General features: G+C 55.9%; 23 protein-coding genes. 22 read left to right on the top strand and 1 reads right to left on the bottom strand.

What is annotated here, in order from left to right:
* The first annotated feature begins 50 nt into the window (after positions 1–50).
* The 11 genes from pal to H8K03_05340 all read left to right on the top strand — a co-directional run bounded on the left by pal (position 51) and on the right by H8K03_05340 (position 12395).
* Positions 51–749: a peptidoglycan-associated lipoprotein Pal gene (pal, locus tag H8K03_05390; GenBank protein UVT21348.1), complete on the top strand. Its 699-nt coding sequence runs from the start codon at positions 51–53 to the stop codon at positions 747–749.
* 63 nt (positions 750–812) lie between these two features.
* Complete coding sequence (ybgF, locus tag H8K03_05385) at positions 813–2213, top strand: tol-pal system protein YbgF (protein ID UVT21347.1); 1401 nt, start codon at positions 813–815, stop codon at positions 2211–2213.
* 4 nt (positions 2214–2217) lie between these two features.
* Positions 2218–2979, top strand: a complete 762-nt coding sequence (gene ybgF / locus H8K03_05380) for a tol-pal system protein YbgF (GenBank protein UVT21346.1) — start codon at positions 2218–2220, stop codon at positions 2977–2979.
* A 63-nt stretch (positions 2980–3042) separates the two neighbouring features.
* The gene (gene mutL / locus H8K03_05375) at positions 3043–4821 is read left to right on the top strand and encodes a DNA mismatch repair endonuclease MutL (GenBank protein ID UVT21345.1); all 1779 of its coding nucleotides are present in this window, start codon (positions 3043–3045) and stop codon (positions 4819–4821) included.
* An 87-nt stretch (positions 4822–4908) separates the two neighbouring features.
* Positions 4909–5907, top strand: a complete 999-nt coding sequence (gene miaA / locus H8K03_05370; protein ID UVT21344.1) for a tRNA (adenosine(37)-N6)-dimethylallyltransferase MiaA — start codon at positions 4909–4911, stop codon at positions 5905–5907.
* A gap of 53 nt (positions 5908–5960) precedes the next feature.
* Complete coding sequence (gene mtnP, locus H8K03_05365; GenBank protein UVT22378.1) at positions 5961–6830, top strand: S-methyl-5'-thioadenosine phosphorylase; 870 nt, start codon at positions 5961–5963, stop codon at positions 6828–6830.
* A gap of 2 nt (positions 6831–6832) precedes the next feature.
* Positions 6833–7747 carry a sugar kinase gene (locus H8K03_05360; protein UVT21343.1) on the top strand — a complete coding sequence of 305 codons (915 nt, stop codon included), beginning with the start codon at positions 6833–6835 and terminating at the stop codon, positions 7745–7747.
* Positions 7744–8424, top strand: a complete 681-nt coding sequence (locus tag H8K03_05355; protein UVT21342.1) for a tetratricopeptide repeat protein — start codon at positions 7744–7746, stop codon at positions 8422–8424. Before H8K03_05360 ends, H8K03_05355 begins: the two co-directional genes overlap by 4 nt.
* A gap of 7 nt (positions 8425–8431) precedes the next feature.
* Entirely contained in the window at positions 8432–9361 is a 930-nt protein-coding gene (locus H8K03_05350; protein UVT21341.1) for a helix-turn-helix domain-containing protein, read from the top strand.
* 381 nt (positions 9362–9742) lie between these two features.
* Positions 9743–10189, top strand: coding sequence for a c-type cytochrome (locus tag H8K03_05345; protein UVT21340.1), 447 nt, complete (start codon positions 9743–9745; stop codon positions 10187–10189).
* A gap of 370 nt (positions 10190–10559) precedes the next feature.
* Entirely contained in the window at positions 10560–12395 is a 1836-nt protein-coding gene (locus H8K03_05340) for a hypothetical protein (GenBank protein UVT21339.1), read from the top strand.
* Between the two features lie 189 nt (positions 12396–12584).
* Here H8K03_05340 and H8K03_05335 read toward each other — a convergent pair whose 3' ends face one another.
* Complete coding sequence (locus H8K03_05335; protein UVT21338.1) at positions 12585–14081, bottom strand: hypothetical protein; 1497 nt, start codon at positions 14079–14081, stop codon at positions 12585–12587.
* Between the two features lie 178 nt (positions 14082–14259).
* Here H8K03_05335 and H8K03_05330 point away from each other — a divergent pair, with 178 nt between their 5' ends.
* The 11 genes from H8K03_05330 to H8K03_05280 all read left to right on the top strand — a co-directional run bounded on the left by H8K03_05330 (position 14260) and on the right by H8K03_05280 (position 23748).
* On the top strand, positions 14260–15771 hold the full coding sequence (locus tag H8K03_05330) for a Do family serine endopeptidase (GenBank protein UVT21337.1): 1512 nt from the start codon (positions 14260–14262) through the stop codon (positions 15769–15771).
* Positions 15772–15931: 160 nt separating this feature from the next.
* Positions 15932–16810 (top strand): twin-arginine translocase subunit TatC, encoded by an 879-nt coding sequence (gene tatC, locus H8K03_05325; GenBank protein ID UVT22377.1) that lies wholly within the window; start codon positions 15932–15934, stop codon positions 16808–16810.
* A 43-nt stretch (positions 16811–16853) separates the two neighbouring features.
* Complete coding sequence (locus tag H8K03_05320) at positions 16854–17819, top strand: Mrp/NBP35 family ATP-binding protein (protein UVT21336.1); 966 nt, start codon at positions 16854–16856, stop codon at positions 17817–17819.
* A gap of 14 nt (positions 17820–17833) precedes the next feature.
* Positions 17834–19114, top strand: a complete 1281-nt coding sequence (locus H8K03_05315; protein ID UVT22376.1) for a molybdopterin molybdotransferase MoeA — start codon at positions 17834–17836, stop codon at positions 19112–19114.
* Between the two features lie 96 nt (positions 19115–19210).
* Positions 19211–19729: a molybdopterin-guanine dinucleotide biosynthesis protein B gene (mobB, locus tag H8K03_05310; GenBank protein ID UVT21335.1), complete on the top strand. Its 519-nt coding sequence runs from the start codon at positions 19211–19213 to the stop codon at positions 19727–19729.
* Positions 19713–20423, top strand: coding sequence for a NapC/NirT family cytochrome c (locus H8K03_05305; protein ID UVT21334.1), 711 nt, complete (start codon positions 19713–19715; stop codon positions 20421–20423). Before mobB ends, H8K03_05305 begins: the two co-directional genes overlap by 17 nt.
* Before the next feature lie 21 nt (positions 20424–20444).
* Positions 20445–21191, top strand: coding sequence for an ABC transporter ATP-binding protein (locus H8K03_05300; GenBank protein UVT21333.1), 747 nt, complete (start codon positions 20445–20447; stop codon positions 21189–21191).
* Positions 21188–21598 carry a hypothetical protein gene (locus H8K03_05295; protein UVT21332.1) on the top strand — a complete coding sequence of 137 codons (411 nt, stop codon included), beginning with the start codon at positions 21188–21190 and terminating at the stop codon, positions 21596–21598. The genes H8K03_05300 and H8K03_05295 overlap by 4 nt, the downstream gene beginning before the upstream one ends.
* Positions 21595–22386 carry an ABC transporter permease gene (locus tag H8K03_05290; GenBank protein UVT21331.1) on the top strand — a complete coding sequence of 264 codons (792 nt, stop codon included), beginning with the start codon at positions 21595–21597 and terminating at the stop codon, positions 22384–22386. The genes H8K03_05295 and H8K03_05290 overlap by 4 nt, the downstream gene beginning before the upstream one ends.
* A 225-nt stretch (positions 22387–22611) precedes the next feature.
* Complete coding sequence (locus tag H8K03_05285) at positions 22612–22947, top strand: RNA-binding protein (GenBank protein UVT21330.1); 336 nt, start codon at positions 22612–22614, stop codon at positions 22945–22947.
* Positions 22948–23085: 138 nt separating this feature from the next.
* Positions 23086–23748 (top strand): 2OG-Fe(II) oxygenase, encoded by a 663-nt coding sequence (locus H8K03_05280; protein UVT21329.1) that lies wholly within the window; start codon positions 23086–23088, stop codon positions 23746–23748.
* Positions 23749–23758: the final 10 nt, after the last annotated feature.

Below are 23758 nucleotides of genomic sequence, written 5' to 3'. Positions count from 1 at the left end.
TCCTCCGCTGTATGAAGGAGAGGACATCTTATGAGGAGGGAATGAATCCAATGAAAAAGTTATCAGCCAGCTACTTGCCATTGATTCTTGGGGTCCTTGTACTAGGTACCCCTGCGTGTTCGAAAAAGGCGGTTCAATCGGGAGGAGGGACCCAGTCGTTACAGGAAGACATGGCCAAAGGAGGCATGGCCAAGGAAGGAACCGGCTCGAGCTTTCCCGATACGTCCCTTTCCGGCCGTGAGGATTCGAGCAGTCTACGCGGATTGGATCGCAATCCTTCCGAGGAACGGCTCGGCGGCAATAACGGGAATACCGGCAGCTCCGGGAATACCTTGGTGGCGAAATCCGATCCCGGGACCGCCGCTCGCCAGTTGGACGAAATGCGTGCCGAGCAGGCGGCATCGGCGGCAGCCGGACTGCGGGATGTCTTTTTCGCTTACGATAGTTTTTCAATAACGGATGAAGGACGCCAAGCGTTGTCCGGTGATGCGGAATGGGCCAAATCGAATCCGAGCGTGCAACTGAAAATCGAAGGACATTGTGACGAACGGGGCACCTCAGCCTATAATTTGGTATTGGGTGAGAAACGCGCAAAAGCAGTTCGGAACTATCTGGTTGAGCTGGGTGTGGCCTCCAATCACTTATCGGTCATCTCCTACGGGAAGGAACGGCCATTCTGTAATGAGCATGCCGAATCCTGTTATTCGCAGAATCGCCGCGGTCATCTCGTCGTCAAGACGGGGAAGTAGGAAGGGTGTCGCCGCATAGGCGGCTTCGCCTCTCGTGAATCGGTCGGAGAAAAGAAATTGGATATGAAACCTCAACGGCGAGCCACGCACGGTGTGATCCTCAGCATCGCAACGGTAGGGGCCGTCTTGTCGGGCTGTGTCGCACAGCAGGCTGACCTGAAACAGACCGAAAAAGTTCTTCAGCAGCAGCTCTCACAGACCAGAGCTCGGCAAGGTCAGGAGATTACGACTCTCCGAGAATACGAGCTGCCGCAACTGCGGGGAGAGCTGGAAAAGGTTCTGCACCAAACACAAGAGCTTCAGGCCAGACAGGAGGACCTCAAGCATCGGTCGGCGCAGCTGGAGCAGCAGACGAAGAAGTTGGAGCAACTGGCGGCCAAGCTTGAAACCGACGGCAGCACGCGCCATCTGTGGGTGCAAAAGAGTTTCGAGACTCAGGATACCAAGTTTTCGGCCAGACTGGATGAAATGTCCAAGACCATGGAGGCCATGAAGAAGGACATCATCGAAGTCGTCCAGCGTACCAATGAAGGTCTCGCCAAGCGGGTAGACGTGAAACTTGATGAACAACGAAAAGAAGCGACGGAAAATCACAATAGGATCGAGCAGGTCTCACAAAAGTTTGCCCAATTTAATCAGGCGCTGACCGGATTTCGAGAAGCATTGACCGGCCTCAATGATCGTGTGGGTGAGGAAGAACAGGCCACGAAGAACGTCGCGGCGAAGCTCGACGGCGATTCAAAGACCACGGCCATTCATGCGGAGGAAGTCAACAGAAGCGTGCTCTCTGTGACGAAGGCGCTGGAAGCCGTCGGGCAAAAAATGACCGCCCGTCTTGACGAGCAAGACAGCCGGATCGACTCGCTTCTGAAGGCCGTGGAGCAGATTTCGAATAAGCCCGCTCCTCGGCAACAAGGCGCCAAGCCGGCTCAGCGATCGACGCCGGGCCCGAATGAGACCACACCGGAAGGCGGCCAGGCGTCGGCTTCATCCGGTGGACCGGAGGCCACCGCAGGCGTGACGACGATTGTGCCGCCTCAAGAATCACCGACGTTCGAAACCACGCAGGCCAGCGCCGATCCTCCTGATCGGGTGCGCTATGAACGACTGCTGACTTTGTTTAGAGAGGGAGATCTGGAAGGAGCCCGTCAAGGATTCACCGGCTTTCTCTCCGAGTATCCGAACTCCACCCTCGCCCCGAATGCCCGCTTTTGGCTGGGCGAATCGTACTTCGGGAAGAAGGATTTTCAGAAAGCAATCGATGCGTACGACAAGGTGGAGATCGACTATCCCAGCAGTGAGAAGGTACCCGCCGCGATCCTGAAAAAGGGGTTTGCTTATTTGGCGTTGAAGGACAAGAAGCGGGCATCGTCGGCATTCAAGCAAGTGGTCACGCTGTACCCGAAAAGCAGCGAAGCGGGAAAAGCGTCGGACAAACTGGCTCAACTCAAAGAGGTGCGGTAACACCATGCGTGTCCGTACAGTGCTGTCCGGTTCCGTGACATGGGGGCTGATGGTGTCGGCTGTGGTTCTCGCCGGTTGTGCCAAACATGCGGACTTTATGGAAATTCGCGATCAGCTCTCGACGATCTCGCGAACCCAGGACCAGGACCATCAACGGGTGGATACTGTGATCCGTCGAGTGGAGGCGATGGAGCGGAGCAAGGATTCGGAGGCGACGAAGCCGCGAATCGATGATTTGGCGGCTCGCTTTCAACGGATGGAACATCGACTTGCAAAGCTTGAAGAAACGTCGAGTCAATTGTCGGCTAGGCTGGATTCTTCGGGTGAGCCGCGCGCATCGAAGCCGGTCAAACCGACACAATCGGCGGAACCGATGGCGACGGCGTTGGGAATTACGCCGACCTCCGCATTCAATCTGGCGTATAACGATTATCTCAACGGGAAGTATGAGCTTTCGGTAGCGGGGTTTCAGCGGTTCATCAAAGACTTTCCCGGGACTTCGCTGACTCCGAATGCCCAATATTGGTTGGGCGAGTCGTATTACAATATGAAGGACTATGGTCGGGCCATCCAGACATTCGATTATCTGGTGGCGGAATACCCTGGAAACGAAAAAGTGCCCGCCGCGCTGTACAAGCTGGGTCTGGCGACGGCCGAGACCGGCGACCTTGCGAAGTCGAGAAAGAATCTGAAGCGTGTGCTCGAAGAGTTCCCCTCGTCGGACGAATCCAAACTGGCGAAGAACAAGTTGGCCGATCTCCGATGACCGACGCCGCGGCCTGATGCCCTGCCTCGTCACCGACTCATCACTCATGAGGAGCGTTGTGCCGTGCTGAGAACTGGCGGCAGTGGCAAGATTTCCATTCTGTCGGAAGAAGTCGTCGGTCGCATTGCAGCCGGAGAAGTGGTTGAACGCCCCGCGGCCGTCGTCAAAGAGCTTCTCGAAAACAGCATCGATGCCGGTAGCCGGTCGATCACGATTGACGTGAAGGACGGAGGTCTTTCGTTGATCCGCGTGATCGATGATGGCGAGGGGATGAGCCCTGACGATGCGCCACAAGCTTTTCTGCGGCATGCCACGAGCAAGCTTCGGTCGGATCAAGATCTCTGGTCCATCCGCACGATGGGTTTTCGAGGGGAAGCCTTGCCGAGCATTGCCGCCGTGTCACGGGTCCGTCTTCTGACCGCGACTCGTTCCGCCGAGATGGGAACCGAGTTGGAAGTCATGGGGGGAATCGTCGGGGACATTGCCGATGCTCCTCCGGTGACCGGGACAAGAATTGAAGTGGCGGACCTGTTCTACAATCAGCCGGCTCGCAAGAAATTTTTGAAGTCCATCTCCACCGAATTTTCACATATCAGCCGGGTGGTGCAGCAGGCCTCGCTGGCCTGGCCGTCCATCCAGTTTCGCTTGACGCATAACACGGAAGAGATTTTCAACTATCCGGCTGCCTCGTCGGAGCAGGATCGGATCGCTCAAGTCTATCGACAACCGTTTCTCGATCAGAGCCTCTGGATCAAGGCCACGCTCCCTGGGGCGACCGTCAGCGGATATATTGTCGATGCGGTCCATGCAAAGTCCTCGCGCATCCCGCAAGAGCTGTTTGTGAACTATCGTCCGGTGCGTAGCCCGGCGGTGTCCCATGCCGTCGGTGAAGGGTACGGATCGTTTCTTGCCAAAGGGTGTCATCCGCGATTTGTGCTTTTTTTGGATGTCGATCCGGACCGTCTCGATGTGAACGTCCATCCCACAAAACGAGAGGTACGATTCTCGGACAACGAAACGATACATCAACTCGTTCGACGAGCTGTTCGCCAGAGGTTGAGTGGTGGAGAACCGACGAACGAATCCGAGGAGGCTCGGTCATTGGAGCGGTCCACCCCATACACCATGGTTTCGGCTGTAGAGCCTTCGCATGCAGGCGAGTTCCGTGAGACGGATGAAGCGAACCGCACGAGATCCGAGTCTGAAGCTCAATTGGCCTTTGTGAGCGAAGCCGCGGAGCCTTATGTCCGAGCCCCTTCGGCTGAGGTGATTGCGTTGGGGCAGATCAACCGCACGTTCTTGATCGCACAGGTCGGGAACGATTTGACGGTGGTTGATCAACATACGGCCCACGAGCGGGTCCTGTTTGAACGACTGTATCGCGCGTGGACCACGCGGGGAATACAGGCTCAGCCTCTCCTCATTCCGGATTCGCTGGAACTGTCCCCGTCTCATGCTGCGCTGGTCCAGCGGTATCAGCATGATCTGGAGAAGTTGGGACTAGAGATCGAACCGTTCGGCGCCTCAACGGTCTTGATCCGGTCGATCCCGGTAGGCATTGGCCGAGTCGATCCGGGAGCGTTTCTGCAAGACCTCGTCGACGATCTGAATCAATGGAACAGTGTTCCCAGTCTGGAGGTAAGAGTTCGGTCGGTGCTGGCATCGTTGGCCTGCCACGGCGCCGTCCGAGCCGGCCGCCCGATGAAATTGGATGAAATCAAAGCCCTGGTTGAGGAATGGCATGCGGAAGGGGAGATCACAACTTGCCCTCATGGACGAAGGACTTCATTCCGGCTCAGCACCGATGATTTGGAGAAAATGTTTGGGCGAGTTGGCTGGTAGACCATCGTAGACAGTCTGAGGAGAAAGGGTGATGGACGGAGGGTTGAGAGCGGTGGCCTCGTCCGATCTATTTTCGCCGGCCTTTACGTGAACATGCTTTCGGAACTTGTGCGTCGCCACCGTCCCTTAGTCGTGCTTCTCGGTCCGACAGCCGTCGGAAAGAGCCGGATCGCGACGCAGGTGGCCAAACATTTCGATACTGAGGTGCTGGCGGCAGATTCACGTCAAGTGTATCGGGGGATGGACATTGGAACGGACAAGCCCACCACCGAAGAACGTCAGGGTGTGCCGCACCGGCTCATCGATTTGGTCGATCCCGGTCAAACGTTCAACGCAGGCTGGTATCGGCGTGCCGCGCTGGAAGAAATCGACCGGCTATATGCGGCCAACAGGCTGCCATTCATTGTCGGTGGAACGGGGTTATACATCAGAACGTTGGTAAGGGGATTGTGTCCAGCGCCCCAGGCAGACCCGCTGGTGAGAGCAGACCTCAAGAAGTTGAAGGAAGAACGGGGCCGCGACGGCCTCTACGCGGAGTTGATGCGTGTCGATCCTCAGACTGCGGCGCGGTTGCACCCGAATGACGAATCCAAAGTCATTCGGGCATTGGAAGTGTACCGATTGTCAGGACGCCCAATGTCCGCCATGCATGATGAACACCAATTTCAAGAGATGCCCTTTTCCGCTTTTCTCATAGGCCTTCAGCGAACCGCAGAGGCGCTCTATCGAAGGATTGAAGAACGAATTGATTGGCAGCTGACTCATGGAATGGTAGAAGAGACTCGGTCATTGCTCGACAGTGGATACGGGCGAGAACTTGGGGCGATGAAAGGTCTGGGGTATCGCCAGGTGGGAGCCTTTCTGGCAAACGAGTCTGATTACGCGGAAATGGTGCGTCGATTCAAGCGCGATACCAGACGCTTTGCGAAACGACAGATGACCTGGTTTCGAAAGGAATCGGGGGTTGTGTGGTTGTCAATCAAAGAGGACGAGTCGTATGAGCGAACCGCCGAGCGAGTAACCGCGCATATTGAGCGATTTCTGGGAACCCTTGGGCGTCAGGAGCAGCCCGCGGTGTCGCAGTAGTCGACGTGGGGAAAAGGATCTGCATGAAGAGAAAAAAAACGGTTGAGCGGGCTATGGTCGGTGTCATTGGGGGGAGCGGTCTCTATGACATTGAGGGGCTCAAGTCACCTCGGTCCATCCGTGTCCGTACGCCGTTCGGGCCGCCTTCGGACACGATCACGGTCGGGACACTCGAGGGGATTCGGGTGGCGTTTCTCTCCCGGCATGGGCGTGGGCATGTCTTGAATCCGAGCGAAATCAACTATCGTGCAAACATCTTTGCGCTCAAGTCTTTGGGTGTGTCTCATATCATTTCAGTCAGCGCAGTAGGCAGTATGAAAGAGTCGATCCGGCCGGGCGACGTGGTGCTCCCGGATCAGTTTGTCGATCTCACCAAACGGCGCGTGTCGACGTATTTTGATAGTGGGATCGTCGCGCATGTCGCCTTCGGTGACCCGATTTGTGCTGAGCTGGCCCAGGCTCTCCACTCCTCTGGAGAGCGAGCGGGTGCCAAACTGCATCGCGGCGGGACCTATCTCTGCATGGAAGGTCCGCAGTTTTCGACTAAAGCGGAATCACGGCTCTACCGGCAGTGGGGGGTCGATGTGATCGGTATGACCAACATGCCGGAAGCGAAGCTGGCCCGCGAGGCGGAGATCTGTTATGCGACGTTGGCGCTGGTCACCGACTATGACTGCTGGCATGAGACGGAAGAAGCCGTGACGGTGGAAGCCGTGTTGGCCACCCTTCATCGCAACGTGGCCTTGGCCAAATACATCCTCCGCTCGGCAATGCCGTCGTTCGTCAATCCGATCGAGTGTCCCTGTCATCGGGCATTGGACAATGCCATTCTGACGGCGCCGAAACGAATCCCTGCAGCGGTTCGGAGGAAACTCGCCGTGCTTGTCGACCGAGCGCTGACACCTAAGAAAGGAGCCTGTTAGTCATGGGGAAACTGTTGGTTGTTGGATCGGTTGCGCTTGATACGGTCAAAACTCCGTTCGGCGAGGGAACTGAAATTCTTGGGGGGTCGGCTACGTATTTCTCGACGGCGGCCAGCTTCTTCACCTCGGTGGCGCTCATTGCCGTGGTCGGAGAGGACTTCCCTCAGCAGCATATTGCGTTTCTCAAAAGCCGAGGAATCGATCTCACGGGTCTGGAACGGCGCCCAGGGGCGACCTTTCGTTGGAAGGGTGAGTATACCCATCAGCTGAACGAAGCGCATACCTTGGATACCCAGCTCAATGTGTTCGAGACGTTTCGTCCTCAGATTCCTGACGCCTATCGCGCGCCGGATGTGTTGTTCCTGGGAAACATCCACCCGGAGCTTCAGTTGGATGTCTTGAACAAAGTGAAACGTCCCGCGCTGGTGGCCTGCGATACGATGAATTTCTGGATCAACGGCCAGCGTGAGGCGCTTTGGAAGGTGCTGGAGAAGGTCGATGTGCTGATCATCAACGACGGTGAGGCTCGGGCGCTGGGCCAGGATTCCAATCTGGTGAAAGTGGCGAAGCTCGTGCTTTCGCGAGGGCCCAAGCATCTCATCGTGAAACGCGGAGAATATGGCGTGCTCATGTTCAACGAAAGGCAGGTCTTCGGCGCTCCGGCATTTCCGCTCGAGGACGTGCGCGATCCGACCGGTGCCGGAGATACCTTCGCCGGCGGATTTTTGGGCTACTTGGCGGCGACCGGAAATCACTCGCCTGAAGCCATGAAACAGGCAATCATCTTTGGAAGCGTCATGGCCTCATTTACAGTAGAAGCCTTTAGTCTTGACCGATTGCGAATCCTGGATTACAAAGAGATTCAGGCTCGGTTTGCCGAGTTCAAGCGGTTAACGCACTTCGAGGATGTTCAATGAACAGGACGAACCGCCGGTTTCATTGGCCGCGAGGATGCTCCACACTGGTGTGGTTAGGACTCATCAGTATTTTGGGAGGTTGTGCGACCGACAAAGAAGCGTTGCGGAAATCACAAGGATATTACCAGGAAGGTGTGGCCAGTCTCCCAGGAGATCGCCAGAAGGCCTTTGTCTCATTCCAAAAGTCCGTTCAACTGAATCCGGACAACAAGGAAGCCCGGTATGCGCTCGGACACGTCTATGCGCTTCAAGGCAAGCTGTCCAACGCCGAAGAACAATTTCGCGCAGCCATCAAGATCGATGACAACTATTCCGAGGCGCATACCTATCTGGGGCAAGTCTTGGCCAATCAAAACCACTGGGAGGAGGCCATCAAGTCCTACCGGCTGGCACTGGCGAATCCACTCTACCCTACGCCGGATTTAGCTCGATTTCACCTCGGCCGCGCGCTTGCCCACCAGGGTGATCTTCAGGGATCCATGGAAGCGTTGGAGGATGCAACATCGGCCAGTCCCCCCAGTGTGCCGCCGGCGATGACTCATTTGGAACTCGGTCGAGTATACTATAAGCTGGGCTATACGACGCGAGCCCGCGAGGTACTGAAAAAAGTTGCGACTTTGGATAAAGGCGGGGAGTTTGCGGCGGCCGCATCGGAACTCTTGACCCGATTGAAGTAGGAGACTTATGGAGTCGGTGGGCGAATTCTTTAGGCAAGTCCGGGAGACCAAAGGGTTGACCGTAGACGAAGTCGCGTCAAAAACCAGGATTCGCACGGATTTCGTCAAAGCCCTGGAGGACGGCAATTTCGCCAAGTTGCCCGACCAAGTATTTGCTCGAGGTTTTGTGCGTTCCTACGCCAGATCGCTCGGATTGGATGAAGAAGATGCGATTCACCGGTTTATCCAATCGGCCGGTTCCTTTTACGAGAAACAGGATGAGCGTGAACGGCTCAAGGTAAGACAGGTCGAGGAGGATCGGAAGCGTCAGGCCAATCGCAAAGCGGTGACTATTGCAATCGGGATCGCCGTATTGACCCTGATCTTTCTCTTAAGCCGAGAGCAATCTTCTGTATTTCGGCGGGGCGTGCCTGAGCCGGCTCCGGTGGCCAAACGAACGACCCCACCGGCGAAAGATGCTGCAGAATCGATCATCCGCGAGCCTGAGCGTCCGGCGGAGATTCCGAAGCCAAGCGAAATGCCTGCTGTCGCGCCAAAGGCAGTGACCGAAGCTCCGCAGCGCCACGAAGCGGCTCCACCCGTCGTTGCGGCTTCCAGACCGGAACCAGAAATCGTTTCGTCGGTATCGACTGCTTCTCCCGGCAGCGATGGCCCATTGGGTGGAATTTCATTGAATGCAATCGAGGGTCAAGGCGATGGGCAGCTGGTCTTGGACCTTGAAGCGACGGAGTTGAGCTGGGTCGTTGTGCAGATCGACAACGGGAGTCCTCAGGAATCGTTGCTTCGGCCGGGCGAAAGGGCTCACTGGAAGGGGCAGGACCAATTCATCCTCACCCTTGGGAACGCCGGAGGGGTGAAGGCCGAGTTAAACGGGAAGCCTCAAAAGCCGTTCGGGCCGAGCGGAAAAGTTGCCCGCGACATTGTGTTGAAGCGGTAGTCCTCTCTCGAGCGTATTCCTTATTCTAGCCAGTAAATGAATCCCCCGTTGATTTCACGCGTCTGCCCATGAGGCATGGATGATGTCGGTGAGGCCCAAAGGTGTCACGAAATGGATGAAAGCCTGGAATGGGATTGCGGTCATCGCATAAATGCCAACCTTTTCTTGCCTCTTTTTGAGTTCATGTTGGCATGAGGTTTGATCTTCCTCAGACCAAGAGACTATGAATACAGTAGATATGAGATAGTTGTTTTCTTGACAGGAATTCAAGGGCGTTGGTATAGTCCAGCGGTTTTACCTGACTTCCGAACGTTGCGCATGCAAATAGATATTTGGAGCTGAATTTGATGTCGGTAGGTTAAACACAAAGGAGGATGTGTGATGGGGTATTTGTCCAAGTTTTTAGGAATTACCGCAGCAGTTGTATTCCTCTCGGTCTCGGTAGTTGGGGCTGAGGAGAAAGATCCTTTGAAGCCTCGCGTTCCGCCCGATCAAGCGGCAGATGCCAAGGGCATGAAGAATCCGGTTGCCTCCAGCCCAGAAAGCATCGCCAAAGGCAAGGCATTGTACGAGGGGAAGGGGACCTGCTTCAACTGTCATGGTAAAGCCGGAGATGGCCAGGGCGAAGCCGGCAAGATTTTGAATCCCAGCCCACGGGACTTCACCAACTGCAAGTTCCACAAGAAACGGAAAGATGGCGAGCTCTTCTGGGTGATTAAGAACGGCAGCCCTGGAACGGGAATGGTTTCTTTAATCCCGGCTGCAATCACCGAGGAAGAAGCCTGGACGATCATCAATTATGAGCGGAGCTTCTGCAAGGGCGAATAAGAGTCGTTGTCCGGAAGGTCCGAGAGAATCATAAGAAGGGTGGGGAGGCGGCTCCCCACCCTTTTTTATTCGTTATCCCTCTGCCCGACGGTGCCTCTCACCGTCGCCTCAAGACTGGTTCCAACCGTTCAACATCACTACAAGTCCATACCTCTTCGCGTTCTGGAACACTCGCTCCGTGGTTCAGTGGTTTGCACCCCCCAAAGGGGGGAGCGTATAGGTTATCAGAGTAAAAAGCGCTCTAGGGGATTGCGCCGCGGACACAAAAAAGGGTAAAGTCCGCCCGTCAGGTCAGGGTGGCGATTGGTACTCAAGCGAGGTGAGAACCACAACGAGCCGTCGGTTTTCATATTGCAATAGGAGGATGACTATGTGCAGCCTCTCACAGTGGGTGAACCGTCGATCAGGGATTACGACAGCCGCGCTCGCGATTGTCGTGGCAGCTCTCCTACCCATCGGTATCAGTTATGGCGGCGATAGTGCCACGCCGCCAGGCGTCGCGGCCGCGGACATTGAATACAACGGTCGCATCGCAGTCAATGGGGAACCAGCCACAGTAAAAATTGCCACTCCGAATAAGAACGGCTTGCTGGTCTTCGACGGCACAGCCGGCCAGCGGATCAATATCGGCTTCAGCGGTGTCACGCTCACACAGTTTTACGTTTCAGTCTATCGGCCTGATGGCGGGGTGATGCCCAGACATGTCTCCGCAGTGAAGAACTATTATGCGACGATGGGCGAGCGGCCCGTCTCCTCACTGACAACGGTGCATACCTCCATGCCAGCGTACCAGTTTTCAACCGATTCGGCGGCCACGATCTCTTCCAGTGAGATGAACGGCGCAAGCGTCGATCTTGAAGAATTGCCGGTGACCGGAACCTATACAATATTCATCGACCCGCTCAGTACGTATACGGGGAGTTTCAAGATCTCGGTTTCAAGCGAGCTTAGCGGTGATATCGTCCCTCATGGTTCAGCTGTAACAGTCGGTATTGATCGGACTGGGCAGAAGGCCCGCTATAAATTCTCGGGACAAAGTGGCCAATCGGTGAGTTTGCAGTTGAGTGAGGTGACAATCCGGAGCGGATATGTCTCTATTGTTGGTCCGGACGGGAGTTTATTGGGTAAGCCGGTCTCATTTGTCTCTGCGGGTGGTGGCACTATGATTCCGGGGCAGGTTCTTCCGGCTTCCGGAACCTATGCTGTCCTGATTGAATCGGACCTGAGTTATACCGGGAAGCTCAAGCTCGCGCTGTATAACGCTCCAGAACTGACCGGCACCCTCGCGGTTGACCAAGGAACCGTGACACCGAACCTGACGGTGCCGGGTCAACGGGCACGCTATACATTTAACGGGACGGAAGGGCAATGGGTGAATCTCGGTCTGACCGGGGTGTCAATTCCCATGACTGCTGTGTCCATTCTGAAACCGGATGGCAGCAAGTGGGAAGCGACCACCGTTGGTCCAAGTGGCGGCAGTCTTGATCCGTTGACGGCTCTGCCAGTGACGGGGACGTATACCATTGCGGTCGAGCCGGTTAGTAACTACACCGGCAGTATGACCCTCGCCCTTTCCTCTCCCGTCACGGGTACGATCGCAATCGATGGAGCCTCAGTGCCGGTCAGCCTGAACAAGGCGGGCCAGACGGCGCGGTACACGTTCAATGGCAACGCCGGACAATGGGTGAATCTCGGGCTGACGGGGGTGAGTATTACATCCACCGCGGTCACGCTTCTGACATCCGATGGGACCATTCTTGCCTCAACGGCTGTGGGTACGGCGGGCGGGGGCCTCGCAGATCAAAATCCTTTGCCGACCACCGGCACGTACACGGTTCTCGTTGATCCTGTCGGCAGCTACACTGGCAAAATGACCTTGACTCTTTCGAGCGAGGTTTCGGATTCGCTCAAGGTGAATGCGGCTCCTCGGCCGATCACGGTCAGCCGCGCGGGCCAGAATGGGCGCTATACGTTTACCGGTGCCGCGAATCAACAGGCCACGATCAAGGTCACGAACAATAATCTCGGCAACGTGACAGTCAATCTCTATAGCCCGAATGGTATCCTGCAAGCTGGGATGACGAGTTCAGCATCGAGCTTTACTCTCAACCCGGTGACCCTGGCTTCAGCAGAACCATACACAGTGACCATCAATCCTGCGCTGACTGAAACGGGGAGTATTCACCTGCAGGTGGCAAACCAATAGAGGCGACACTCTGCAGGGCACTGAGACTTGCTACAGATCAAAAGAGGGTGGGGAGGCAACTCCCCACCCTCTTTTTTGCCGCGAACCGACCGCGACGGCCATTGCCTATATAGGCTCCGTGAATATGGGAATGGGTAGCGAGCGCTGCTGAGGATCCACTTGCCGGTGAAACGTCAGGAATCGCGCGGATTATGGCATTTCGGAAGCGGTGAGGGAAGGAAGTGCGGTCAGTACGAGCAAGGCGGCTGAATCGCCCGGCTTCAGCGCGGGAATGATCTGTGGGCGCTGCGCCGAGTCAAACTGCGATTTGGACGCCCAAGTAGCTTTTTGTCGCACGTAGTCGGTGATCTCTCCGAGTGTCACTTCCCCATTTCGGTTCGAATCCGCCTCTCCACGAAGTCCTCGTAACAGGTAATAGGTGAAGAGTCCATGCTGATGGCTGTCGTCGTCGAGCCCGGGACTCAGTCCCTCACCAGCGATCAACCGAATGGTATTGCCGCCAGTCAAATCCCATCGAGGGGTGACCTTCATCTCGGAACCGCTCTGAAGTTGAGACACTTTCCCGTCAAAAATGAGAATGGCCTGCTTGGGGTTCAGCTTAGCAAGGACTGACTCAACCGCCTTGAGCGGGTAGAGTGTTGTGGCTGCTGCGGCACCGTCGTATGGGATCAGCATGACTTCCCCGGTCTGGGAGACCATGGCGTGTCCGGAGAAATAGACAATCACGACGGCATCGCTCGTTGGTTGCGAACGGAGCCAGCCGGAGAACGCCTTCTCCATATGTGAATGAAACGCCTTCCAATCAACCAGGAGATGGATGTTAGATGATGGGACCCCACCGAAAGTCTGAAAATACCTGGCGACCATCTCTGCATCTCGTGAGGCATACTTGCGAGATAGTATTCGACGGTCGAGATAGGAGCTGAGTCCGATAGAAATGAGATAAGTGTGCCGGCGCTGAAGACTCGAAGCTTCTGTCGGAAGCTGATCGATATCGTCGGATCCGGGTCTTGTCGGCGCGACCGTAAACAAAAGGGTCTGCGAGGGAGCTGCCGATCTATCTCCTTCCGCCACGTGGACGTGAATCTCGGTATGCAGTGGTTGGGTCAGAAGGGGTAAGGTCGCGACAAATTCCAGAGATTTCGTTTGGCCGGGTGGCAGAGGTGGAATTTCCAAGCGGGTGGTAGGAAACTGCTCAATGACCGCCGGAGTTCCCGTCAGCGAGGCGGAAGCGTTTTCAATCAGGTGTATTCCGGTATTGATGACATCCAGACGCACTCGCACATGTTCGCCACCTTCAAGAATCAGATTGCTGTTTTCGTCGAGGATCATCGCCTTGAATCGAAGTGCTGACGGTGGCAACGCCGCAGAACGAGGCTGTTCTGCGAGAGACGAGGCTGAAGTTGAGGACGCAGGCAAGGTTGACGGATTTGGTTGGGTTGAATCGAGGGTGACTTCTTGGCCACCAACCGCCGATCTGGCATTCTCCAGGTGGCCGGCACAGGCGCCCAGAAAGAGCAGAGTGCAACCTAGCCATGCGCCTGCCACAAAGCCTTTATGATTGAGCTGTTTCTCGGGGATCACTGCCTGGCCTATGATGATGATCGCGCTCTGGCCGTGCGTCACCGTACTGGAAGGACCGCATGAAAGCAACCGGACCGCCGGTGCAGTATGGGGCGAAGCCATTCCCGCACCGAGGAATTGGATCGAGCGTGTCTTTGATCCACTTCACGCTCTTGTGGAGCGGACTTTTCCTCTTTGAAGCCTGTTGAAAGAGTGGTGTAATATGTAGTGTTCGAGTCGGTGCAGATGCTCATTTCCAATAGGACTCTCAGGGAGAGTCTCATCCTGGAGGAATTCGGTTATGACCAATTGGCGTCAACAAGCGACGAAAGTGCTCATCGGTAGCGGACTGATAGTGTGCGGTTTTGTCGGCGGCGGAAACGTGTCCCCGACTTCAGCCGCCGGGGTACCTCCCGCCTGGGCTCAAGGCTTTTCGGAGATTGTGAAAAAGACGACTCCAGCTGTTGTGAATATCGCCGTGACCGGCGGTGGAGAGGGCAGCCGGCGCCGTGGTGGAACTCCGCCACCCAGTCCTTTCGGGACACCTCCTCCAGGGGATGAGCCGGGCGGGGGAGAATTACCGACACCTCCCCCGAGCCCTCACGGTCCGCCCGCACCGCATGGTCGCCCAGATCAGAGTGCAGGTTCCGGGGTCATCTTGGATTCAAACGGCTTCATCGTGACCAATAATCACGTCGTTGAAGGAGCCACGCAGATTACCGTGACGCTGAGCGACCGGCGCGAGTTTGCCGCGAAGGTCGTCGGCACCGATCCAAAGACGGATTTAGCGGTGGTCAAGATTGAAGCGAAGGATTTGCCGTCACTCAAGTGGGCTGAATACGAAAAGCTACAGGTCGGCGACCTTGTGTTGGCCGTTGGAAGCCCATTCGGCCTGAGCTCAACTGTCACGCTCGGAATCATCAGTGCGCTGGGGCGTGGCAATGTTGGGATCGCCGACTATGAAGATTTCATCCAGACCGACGCGGCGATCAATCCTGGAAATTCAGGCGGAGCGCTCGTCAACATGAACGGGGATCTGATCGGCATCAACACGGCGATCTTTTCTCGAACCGGCGGATCGGAAGGAATCGGATTCGCCATTCCCAGCAGCATTGCGCTTGATATCGTGGACAGTCTCCAGCGAACGGGCAAGGTCGTACGCGGATGGATGGGGGTCGCGATTCAGGAGATTACACCGGCGCTGGCCAAGTCGTTCAAACTTCCGGAGCAGCGGAAGGGTGTGCTGATCAGCGATGTCAATGAAAATGGTCCTTCCCATGCCGCCGGAATCAGACGGGGCGATGTGGTGGTGGCGTTCAACGGTAAAGAGGTGCAGAGCGTCAGTCAGCTGCGTAACCTGGTGGCGAGAACGGTGGTCGGAAAGGACGCGCAGGTCAAGGTTGTACGAGAAGGCAAGGAACAGCTGATCGCGGTGAAGGTTGCTGAACGTCCATCGGACGAAATGCTGGCCAAGAAGGAGCCGGGGCCGCCCAAGGAGTCGGGAGAGCTGATCAAGCCCCCGGATAATGTGTTGGCGTCACTTCGTGTGCAAACGTTAGACAATGCGCTGATGAGCCAACTGAACATTTCCGCGAAAACCGTCGGAGTGGTTATCATATCGGTTGAACCGGGTGGACAGGCAGAGGCGGCCGGGCTGCAGCGCGGTGACGTCATTCAAGAGATCAATCACGAGACAGTCAAGACGATCAGCGATTATCAGAAGGCCGCGGAGAAGATCAAGAAAGACGAGCTCGCGGTGTTGCTGGTCAATCGACAAGGGAACAGCCTGTTCGTGGCCATTAATCCCAAGTAGAAGAAAGGTCGGACGGGTTGATCTGTCGATCTGTTGAAATCCACAACCGCGATCGTCAGATCGTCGGTTGGACGGGTTCTCATCGTTGCGAGGGCCTGTGCTGAACAAGCTGAACCGGTGGCTGCAAGACTCGGTTTTCAAGCCGCTGGAAGACAAAAAGATGCCGGTCATGGAGCACCTCGTGGAGTTCCAGGTCCGGCTCACCCGTGCGGTGATCGCCATGGCGGTCATCTTCATGGGGACATTTCTGTATGCCGATGCGTTGGTCAAATGGTTGCGCGTTCCGCTCCAGAACATGTTCGTGCCAAGCAAATTGACCTGGGAACCTACTGATTTGCCGACCGTGCCTTTTGTCTTCCTCGCGCCGGCGGAGGCCCTCTGGCAGAACGTCAAGGTGGCGGGATTGTGTGCCGTCGTGATCGCCATGCCGTATCTCTTATTTGAGATCTGGCGATTCGTGGTTCCAGGACTTCACGCTCAGGAACGTCGATTCGTCGGGCCGTTTGTGTGTGTCAGCACGCTGGCGTTCTACGCCGGGGCAGGATTTTCATTTTTCTTCGTGCTTCCATTTGCCTTGAATTTCTTAATTTCGTATGGCGTCAACGCCGGATTTGTACCTCAGATCTCGATCGCGCAATACGTCGGATTTGCCCTCTGGTTCTTGATGGTTTTTGGACTCATCTTTGAGGTGCCGTTGGCGATCACCCTTATGGCCAAGCTGGGCTGGGTCGATGCGCCATTCCTAATACAATACTGGAAGTGGGCCTTGTTAGGATCGTTCGTCATCTCGGCGATCCTGACTCCCACGCCTGACCCGTTCAATCAAACTCTTATGGCCGGTCCCATGTTCCTGCTTTACTGGGTCGGCATCTTTGGCGCTAAGGTGTTTGGCAAGAAAGCGCCCGCCGAAGGGAGTCAACCTGGTGTTCCAACGGTCGCGATGGCTGTTGCTGGGGCCGGGGGAGCAGCCTCTGGTATGGCGATGCCGAAATCCTCGGGCGATGATTATGTGAACGTTCCTGGAGGTCGTCACCACTAGTCGTACGGGCGAAGGACATCATATAGTCGCCGGAAAGAATTCTATGGCACGTGAACTCAATGTGATCAACAGTGGAAATGGGGATGCCTGCACGTATATGTGGGCCTGCGCTATCTGCGACGAAAACGAGAGGTGCCAAAAGGATAAGGAGGGACATAGTCGCTGGCTGGTCGCCAAGCGGATGGAGCGTATCGAATACAAAGTGCTGATCATGAGCAATAAGGGCGGCGTAGGGAAGAGTACCTGTACCACGAACATCGCCGTCAGCCTTGCGCTTAAAGGATGGCATGTCGGGATCTGCGACATGGATATTCATGGCCCCAACATCCCGAAAATGGTCGGGGCTGAAGGTCAGAAGCTCAAGATCAGCACCTCCGGTGGAATTATTCCCTTCCAAGCCTACAATTTGAAGATTGCCTCGATGTCGTTTTTGCTGCAGAACTCGGATGATCCCATCATTTGGCGCGATGCCTATAAGTACGAATTCATCAATCAACTGCTGGGTGGGGTAGACTGGCAAGACCTGAACTTTCTCTTGATCGATCTTCCCCCGGGGACCGGAAACGAATCGGTCACGACGATCGACCTACTCGGCAATGTCAGCGGCGCCGTCATCGTCACGACTCCGCAAGAGGTGGCGCTGCTCGATTCACGGAAGTCCGTGACCTTCTGTAAGGACAGCGAAGTGCCGATCGTCGGCATCGTGGAAAACATGAGCGGGTTGGAGTGTCCTCACTGCCACGCCCAGATCGATGTGTTCCGCAAGGGTGGAGGGGAGGCCTCCGCGCTGGACATGGGGGTTCCGTTTTTGGGTCGGATCCCGCTCGATCCGGATGTGGTGACGCAGTCGGACGCGGGCGAGCCTTTTGCCATGTTCAACTCCGACACACCGACGGCTGAAGCATACCACCGAATCGCCAATCAGATTGAAGCGTTCTGTAAGAAGGGCGGGTCGTTGCCTAAACCGGGACGATCCGGTATGGGATTGTTGAAGGGAGTCACCCAGTGAAGGCTGCCGATGCGATGACCGGACTGACTCAATTGCACGACGCACAACAGGTCGTGCTCGATGCGGCGCCGGTATTGGGGCTTGAAAAAATCTCGATTCTTGATGCGTTGGGCCGTGTGCTCGGTGAGGACATCGTTGCTGAGCGAGACAATCCTCCATGGGACAATTCAGCCATGGACGGGTTCGCTGTCAGATGGGAGGATATCAAGCCGGAGCACTCGATACAGAAACCGGTGACTCTCTCGGTCATTGAAGATGTGCCGGCCGGGATGATGCCGTCGAAAACGGTCGGTTCGGGTCAGGCAATTCGGATCATGACCGGGGCGCCGCTTCCCCGAGGGGCTGACACAGTTCTGAAGGTCGAAGATACTGAACATACACCTGATTCGGTTCGCGTGTTCAAGACGGAATCACATGGTGCCAACATCAGACCTCAGGGTGAGGATGTCAAGAAAGGGGAATGCATCATCGCGAAAGGGACCAGAATTCGTCCCGGTGAAGCGGGGATGCTGGCAATCCTCGCGAAGTCATTCGTGTTTGTCCACCAGCGGCCTCGGGTTGCGATCCTTTCAACCGGTGACGAGTTGGCAGATTTGGATGAGCGGTTCAGTGAAGAGAAGATCATCAATTCGAATAGTTACGGTATTGCTGCGGCTGTGCAAGAAGCCGGCGGGGTTCCATTGTTGCTCGGCATTGCCCGTGATACGCCGACGGCGCTCAAGGAAAAAATTTCTCAAGGGTTGAACGCGGATATTCTCGTCTTGTCCGGTGGCGTGTCCATGGGCGATTATGACTTCACAAAAGCGGTGTTTTCTGAACTCGGCGCCGAGATGAATTTTTGGAAGCTTGCGATCAAGCCGGGTCAGCCATTGGCCTTCGGAAAAATTCAGGGCAAGCTCGCTTTTGGTCTCCCGGGCAATCCGGTCTCCTCGATGGTAACCTTCGAGCAGTTGGTTCGGCCTGCCCTGCTGAAGATGAGCGGATGTCGAGGATACGGCCGTCCGGTCGTGCAGGCAGTTTTCCAGGAGACATTCTCCAAGCGCGGTGATCGCCGTCACTTTTTACGCGGGATCCTCACCAGAGAAGAAGGCGTCTTCAAAGTCCGCACGACCGGAGATCAAGGATCAGGTATTCTCACGTCGATGGTGAAAGCCAACTGTCTCATCGACGTACCCGTAGATGTCGAGCGATTGAATCCAGGTGATGAAGTAACGGTTCAGTTGTTAAGCGGTGACGCGTGGCTCAGCACGACCTCGCATGTGCATGCCGGCGCACACGGCGTCTCTTGTTGTTAGAAAGGCGGTCAGACCTCATCGGTTGTGAGTCCACAGAGCCGGTGATCAATCACGGCGGTTGGATGAATGACGATTGAGGCGCGACGATTGATTCCTATGTCCATTCCCATCGTTTCGTTTATCGGCCGTTCGAACAGCGGCAAAACCACCTTGATCGAACGAGTCATCCCCGAGTTGGTGAAGGCCGGGTACCGTGTCGCGACGGTGAAACACGCGGGTCATGGGTTTGATCTCGACACGGAGGGAAAAGATAGCTGGCGCCATAAACGTGCCGGCGCCAGCAGTGTGGTGGTCGTGTCGAAAGGGAGTCTTGCCCTGTTTGCCGACGTCTCTGAGCAGATGAAGGTGGAGGAAGTCCGAGACCGGTTCTTGGATAGCTCGTATGATTTGATCATCGCGGAAGGGTGGAAGAGCGAGGGCTACCCGAAAGTCATGATTGTCCGCGATCAACTCGGTGAGATCGCCTATTCTGCGGACGGCCTGCTGGCAGTGGTCACCGATAAACCAATGGATCTGCCGGTGCCGGTGCTGCATCTCGACGATGTGGCCGGTGTCGCTGCCCTCTTGATCGAGCAATTCCCCCTTAGACGCCGGGAGCATGAACTGGAAGTCTAAGGCCACGCTGGTCCTGAGCCTCGTTGCCGGAGCTGCGGCTCTGGTTGGAATTGCGACGCCGTATACAGATCAGCCGAAGTTCTGCGCCGGATGTCACACCATCGCGCCTTCCTATGAGAGCTGGGCCAAATCCTCCCATAAAGACGTGAGCTGTGTTGCGTGCCATGTGAGGCCCGGTCTCGATGGGTGGTTGCACGATAAGGTCTGGGCAGGCGCCACAGACGCGGCCATTTATTTGTTCGGGACGCCGACCGATGCGCACAATCTTCAGGCAAAAGTGGATTCAGGAGTCTGTCTCAGCTGCCATCGCCATATCCTTCGAGAGTCCGAGATGGCGCCGCGCGATCTCCCCCAACCGGTGAGAGAGGTGGGGCTGATTATGGGCCATCGACAACACATGGAGGCGTTCCAGGCTCGTGGACAGGAGGAAGGGTGTACGACCTGTCATGCCGGTGTGGTGCATGATGAACCGATCAAGGGCTATCCCATCGTCATACCTCGAGGCCATGTGTCCACTGACAGCAAACCTTGGTATCCGACCCATCCGGAGGGAACTCACCTTCGTGTGAGGGGCCTCAATGACTGTTTCCGCTGTCACGATGGGAAAACAGAATATCGCGGTAAGGTGCTGAACCGAAAGTGCGAGACTTGCCACATCCCGGATCGGATCAGTGGCACCTTGTTGTTCAATTAACCGAACGGCGCGATGAGCCTCATGACGACTCCCGTGCTGAAAGTGTCGAACCTGACGAAGCGATTTGGGGATTTCACGGCGGTAGATGGAGTCTCCTTTGAGATCAGACCTGGCGAAATTCTTGGATTATTGGGGCCGAACGGAGCCGGCAAGACCACCACGATTCAGATGCTATTGGGGTTGGTCACACCTACGGCGGGAGTGATCGAAGCGTTCGGCTTGGATCTTTCGGCTCATCGGGAGGCGGTTTTGCAGCAGGTCAACTTCTCCTCCACGTATATTGCGATGCCTCAATCACTGACCGTCGAGGAAAATCTGTATGTGGTGGCGCGGCTCTATGGATTGTCCGATATCGTTCGTCGGGTGGACCATATCGTCAAAAAACTGGAGATGGGTGAATTTCGGCACAAAGTGACCCGCAAGTTGTCGTCCGGCCAGATGACGAGACTGACGTTGGCAAAGGCTTTTCTCACGGAGCCTCGCATTCTCTTTCTCGATGAACCGACTGCCAGTTTGGATCCCGACATCGCCTACAAAATCAGGTCCTTGCTGAAAGAAGAGCGGCGTTCATCCGGCTTGAGCATCCTCTATACCTCGCACAATATGCGGGAGATGGAGGAAATGTCGGATCGCATTATTTTTCTTCAACGCGGACGGCTTGTGGCTGAAGGGACGGCACAGGCCATCGTTTCACGGTTCGGCAAAGCCGACTTGGAGGAGGTCTTTTTGAAGCTTGCACGGGAATCGAACAGCCTGTTGCCATCATGACGCAGACAGTCGTCGACCTTTGCGTGGGGTTCCTTGCGGGGGGGCTTGTCGTCAGCGCTACCTGGGGATTCTTTTGGCTTGCTATCGGGGTGATCGGATTGAGCCGAGGTACCTGTGGATGGGGGGTTGTATTGAAGAGTCTGATGGGAGGCCTTGTGCCGATGTTCCTGCTGGTCGGGCTCGTGTGGTGGGAGAGCGGAACCGGGCGTGAGAAATTGTGGTTCGGGATTGGCCTGACGGGAGTACCGATGGTGTTGTTGGCCCTCGGCTTGAGACGGATGCCTGATGGAAAACTAGCCGGTACGCACCTGATTGAAGGGATTCGATATCTCATGGGGGACATCCTGGGAACACATCAAGGTTGCGGCGGTTGCGACCATGAGCACGATCATGAGACCTGTCGATGAAGCTGCATCGCGTCACGGCATTGATGATCAGGCATTTGTATCTTTACCGCCGCAGTTTACCGCGGATTATGGAAATTTTTTACTGGCCGTTCTTGGATCTCGTCATCTGGGGATTCATCACGCTCTATCTCAGTCGATACCAAAGCCAGGTTCCTGGATTCGTCACGTTTTTCCTGGGAGCCCTGATTCTTTGGGACATGCTGTTTCGCGCTCAGCAGGGGATCACCATCACCTTCCTCGAGGAGCTCTGGGCGCGCAACCTCATGAATCTATTTGCCAGTCCCCTGAAGCCCAGCGAGTTCTTGGCTGCGACGATGGCGATGAGTGTGCTGAAGGTTACGGTCGTTTCGATCGTCATGGGCGTATGTGCGGTCGCCTTCTATTCTTATAACGTCTTGATGATCGGGGTATGGCTTGTTCCATTTGTGCTGAACCTCGTGGTCACCGGGTGGATTATCGGCGTGTTCACGACCTCACTTATCATGAGATTCGGGCAAGAAGCTGAAGTGCTCGCTTGGAGCATGGTATTTTTGTTTCAGCCGATCTCCTGCGTCTTCTATCCCATGGAAGTGCTTCCGACGTGGCTCAAGGGGATTGCATGGGCGAACCCGGCCGCGCACATTTTTGAGGGCATGCGGGCGGTCTTGAGCACAGGCAGTGCTCCGTTTTCAAATCTTGTCTGGGCCGTTGGGCTCAACGGTGTGTTGCTGGTGGGTGTCATCGCCTGGTTTTATCGCACCATTGCGTACTGTAAAGACCAAGGACTTCTGGTCCGAGTTGGGGAGTAAGGTTGTAATCCACAGATCGCTGTGCTAGTGTATGCCTGACTTGGATCGCCCCGGGCCTCGCGATACCAAGTGTCTATGAGAGGAGGCCCACAATGCCGATGTTGCCTTGTCCGGGAATCTCGTCGGAAGTCAGACCTAAGTCGCTGCATCGATCGCGTCTTCGGCCCGCTCCTTCCCCGTTCCTCGTGCTCAAGACAATGTCATTATTCTAAAGGAGGAACCCCGATGGGTTCGAAGATTTATGTCGGTGGGTTGCCCTATTCGGCGACCGAGCAGCAATTGAGTGATTTATTCGCGGTCCATGGCGCAGTGGCCTCGGCGCGGATCATTACGGACAAGTTCACCGGCCAATCCCGTGGATTCGGCTTTGTGGAGATGTCTTCGGATGCTGAAGCTCAAGCTGCGATTACGGCCCTCAATGGATCGGAGATGGGTGGCCGGACTCTAACTGTCAATGAAGCGCGCCCCCAGGAACCGCGCACCGGTGGCGGTGGTGGTCGTGGTGGATTCGGCGGAGGCGGTGGCCGAAGCGGAGGGGGAGGAAAGCGCGATCGCTGGTAATTGATCGGTTCAGTGTGCAGTCTACTGAAGGGGTTGCCATCGAGAGTGGCAACCCCTTCTTTCTTTGCGAACTGGGCAGGAGGATACTAGATCGGAGCCGATAATGAATACGCCCGGTCGCTGGGACCGTGACAAGATATGAATGTTGCTCAATCGACGATAGAGATCACCGATTTACGCTCATTCTCCTTCCAGAGATGTCCGGTCGTGGTCGTGGAGAACTTTTGGTCTGCGGAGGAACGACGATTCTTTCGTGAAGGGATGAACCAGGCGGCCTGGAAAAGTCTCTCCGATCTGCCGAACGTTCGGGACGATTTTCCCAATTCCGGCAACTGGGCAAAGGCTGAAATCGGCTCGCTGGAGGGTGAGCGGTTTCTCTCGCGGTTACAGCTTCCCTGCATTCGAGAGTGTATCGAGTCTTTCCCGAACATCGTCGGACGTCACGTGGGATTCAGTTACTATTCGTATGCTGCAGGGGATTGTCTCTTGACTCATGATGACACGGATCAGGGGCGTCTTGTCGAGGGCCGCAGAAGGCTGCAGCGCCGCATTGCAGTCGTCACGTATTTTCACGAAGAATGGAAGCCCGATTGGGGCGGAGAATTAATCATTTACGAGCGACGAGTAGATCGTGCTGACGGTTCCGTCAACCTTGTCCCAATGTATTGTATCGAGCCCCGCCCCGGGTCGCTTGTGATGTTCACCGTGCCTCGATTCCATCGGGTCTGTCGTGTGGATACCATGGCGGGCCGGCATCGCCGATTGTCGATCGCCGGATGGTTCATGACAGAGCATGCCTAGTCTCTTAGCA

Origin of the sequence: Nitrospira sp., from assembly GCA_024760545.1 — a bacterium.
In the GTDB taxonomy this organism is placed as follows: Bacteria; Nitrospirota; Nitrospiria; order Nitrospirales; family Nitrospiraceae; genus Nitrospira_D.
This window is presented reverse-complemented; position numbering and strand designations above follow the sequence as displayed.

Bases quoted from the DNA above. Each gene is read 5' to 3' on its own strand.
- mobB (UVT21335.1), top strand. From the start codon at position 19,211: ATGTCCATTCCCATCGTTTCGTTTATCGGCCGTTCGAACAGCGGCAAA.
- H8K03_05295 (UVT21332.1), top strand. From the start codon at position 21,188: ATGACGCAGACAGTCGTCGACCTTTGCGTGGGGTTCCTTGCGGGGGGG.
- H8K03_05290 (UVT21331.1), top strand. From the start codon at position 21,595: ATGAAGCTGCATCGCGTCACGGCATTGATGATCAGGCATTTGTATCTT.
- H8K03_05350 (UVT21341.1), top strand. From the start codon at position 8,432: ATGGAGTCGGTGGGCGAATTCTTTAGGCAAGTCCGGGAGACCAAAGGG.
- H8K03_05305 (UVT21334.1), top strand. From the start codon at position 19,713: ATGAACTGGAAGTCTAAGGCCACGCTGGTCCTGAGCCTCGTTGCCGGA.
- ybgF (UVT21347.1), top strand. From the start codon at position 813: ATGAAACCTCAACGGCGAGCCACGCACGGTGTGATCCTCAGCATCGCA.
- H8K03_05315 (UVT22376.1), top strand. From the start codon at position 17,834: ATGACCGGACTGACTCAATTGCACGACGCACAACAGGTCGTGCTCGAT.
- H8K03_05360 (UVT21343.1), top strand. From the start codon at position 6,833: ATGGGGAAACTGTTGGTTGTTGGATCGGTTGCGCTTGATACGGTCAAA.
- H8K03_05335 (UVT21338.1), bottom strand. From the start codon at position 14,081: ATGGCTTCGCCCCATACTGCACCGGCGGTCCGGTTGCTTTCATGCGGT.
- H8K03_05280 (UVT21329.1), top strand. From the start codon at position 23,086: ATGAATGTTGCTCAATCGACGATAGAGATCACCGATTTACGCTCATTC.
- H8K03_05300 (UVT21333.1), top strand. From the start codon at position 20,445: ATGACGACTCCCGTGCTGAAAGTGTCGAACCTGACGAAGCGATTTGGG.
- H8K03_05345 (UVT21340.1), top strand. From the start codon at position 9,743: ATGGGGTATTTGTCCAAGTTTTTAGGAATTACCGCAGCAGTTGTATTC.
- H8K03_05285 (UVT21330.1), top strand. From the start codon at position 22,612: ATGGGTTCGAAGATTTATGTCGGTGGGTTGCCCTATTCGGCGACCGAG.
- H8K03_05320 (UVT21336.1), top strand. From the start codon at position 16,854: ATGGCACGTGAACTCAATGTGATCAACAGTGGAAATGGGGATGCCTGC.
- pal (UVT21348.1), top strand. From the start codon at position 51: ATGAAAAAGTTATCAGCCAGCTACTTGCCATTGATTCTTGGGGTCCTT.
- H8K03_05330 (UVT21337.1), top strand. From the start codon at position 14,260: ATGACCAATTGGCGTCAACAAGCGACGAAAGTGCTCATCGGTAGCGGA.
- ybgF (UVT21346.1), top strand. From the start codon at position 2,218: ATGCGTGTCCGTACAGTGCTGTCCGGTTCCGTGACATGGGGGCTGATG.
- tatC (UVT22377.1), top strand. From the start codon at position 15,932: ATGCCGGTCATGGAGCACCTCGTGGAGTTCCAGGTCCGGCTCACCCGT.
- mtnP (UVT22378.1), top strand. From the start codon at position 5,961: ATGGTCGGTGTCATTGGGGGGAGCGGTCTCTATGACATTGAGGGGCTC.
- H8K03_05340 (UVT21339.1), top strand. From the start codon at position 10,560: ATGTGCAGCCTCTCACAGTGGGTGAACCGTCGATCAGGGATTACGACA.
- H8K03_05355 (UVT21342.1), top strand. From the start codon at position 7,744: ATGAACAGGACGAACCGCCGGTTTCATTGGCCGCGAGGATGCTCCACA.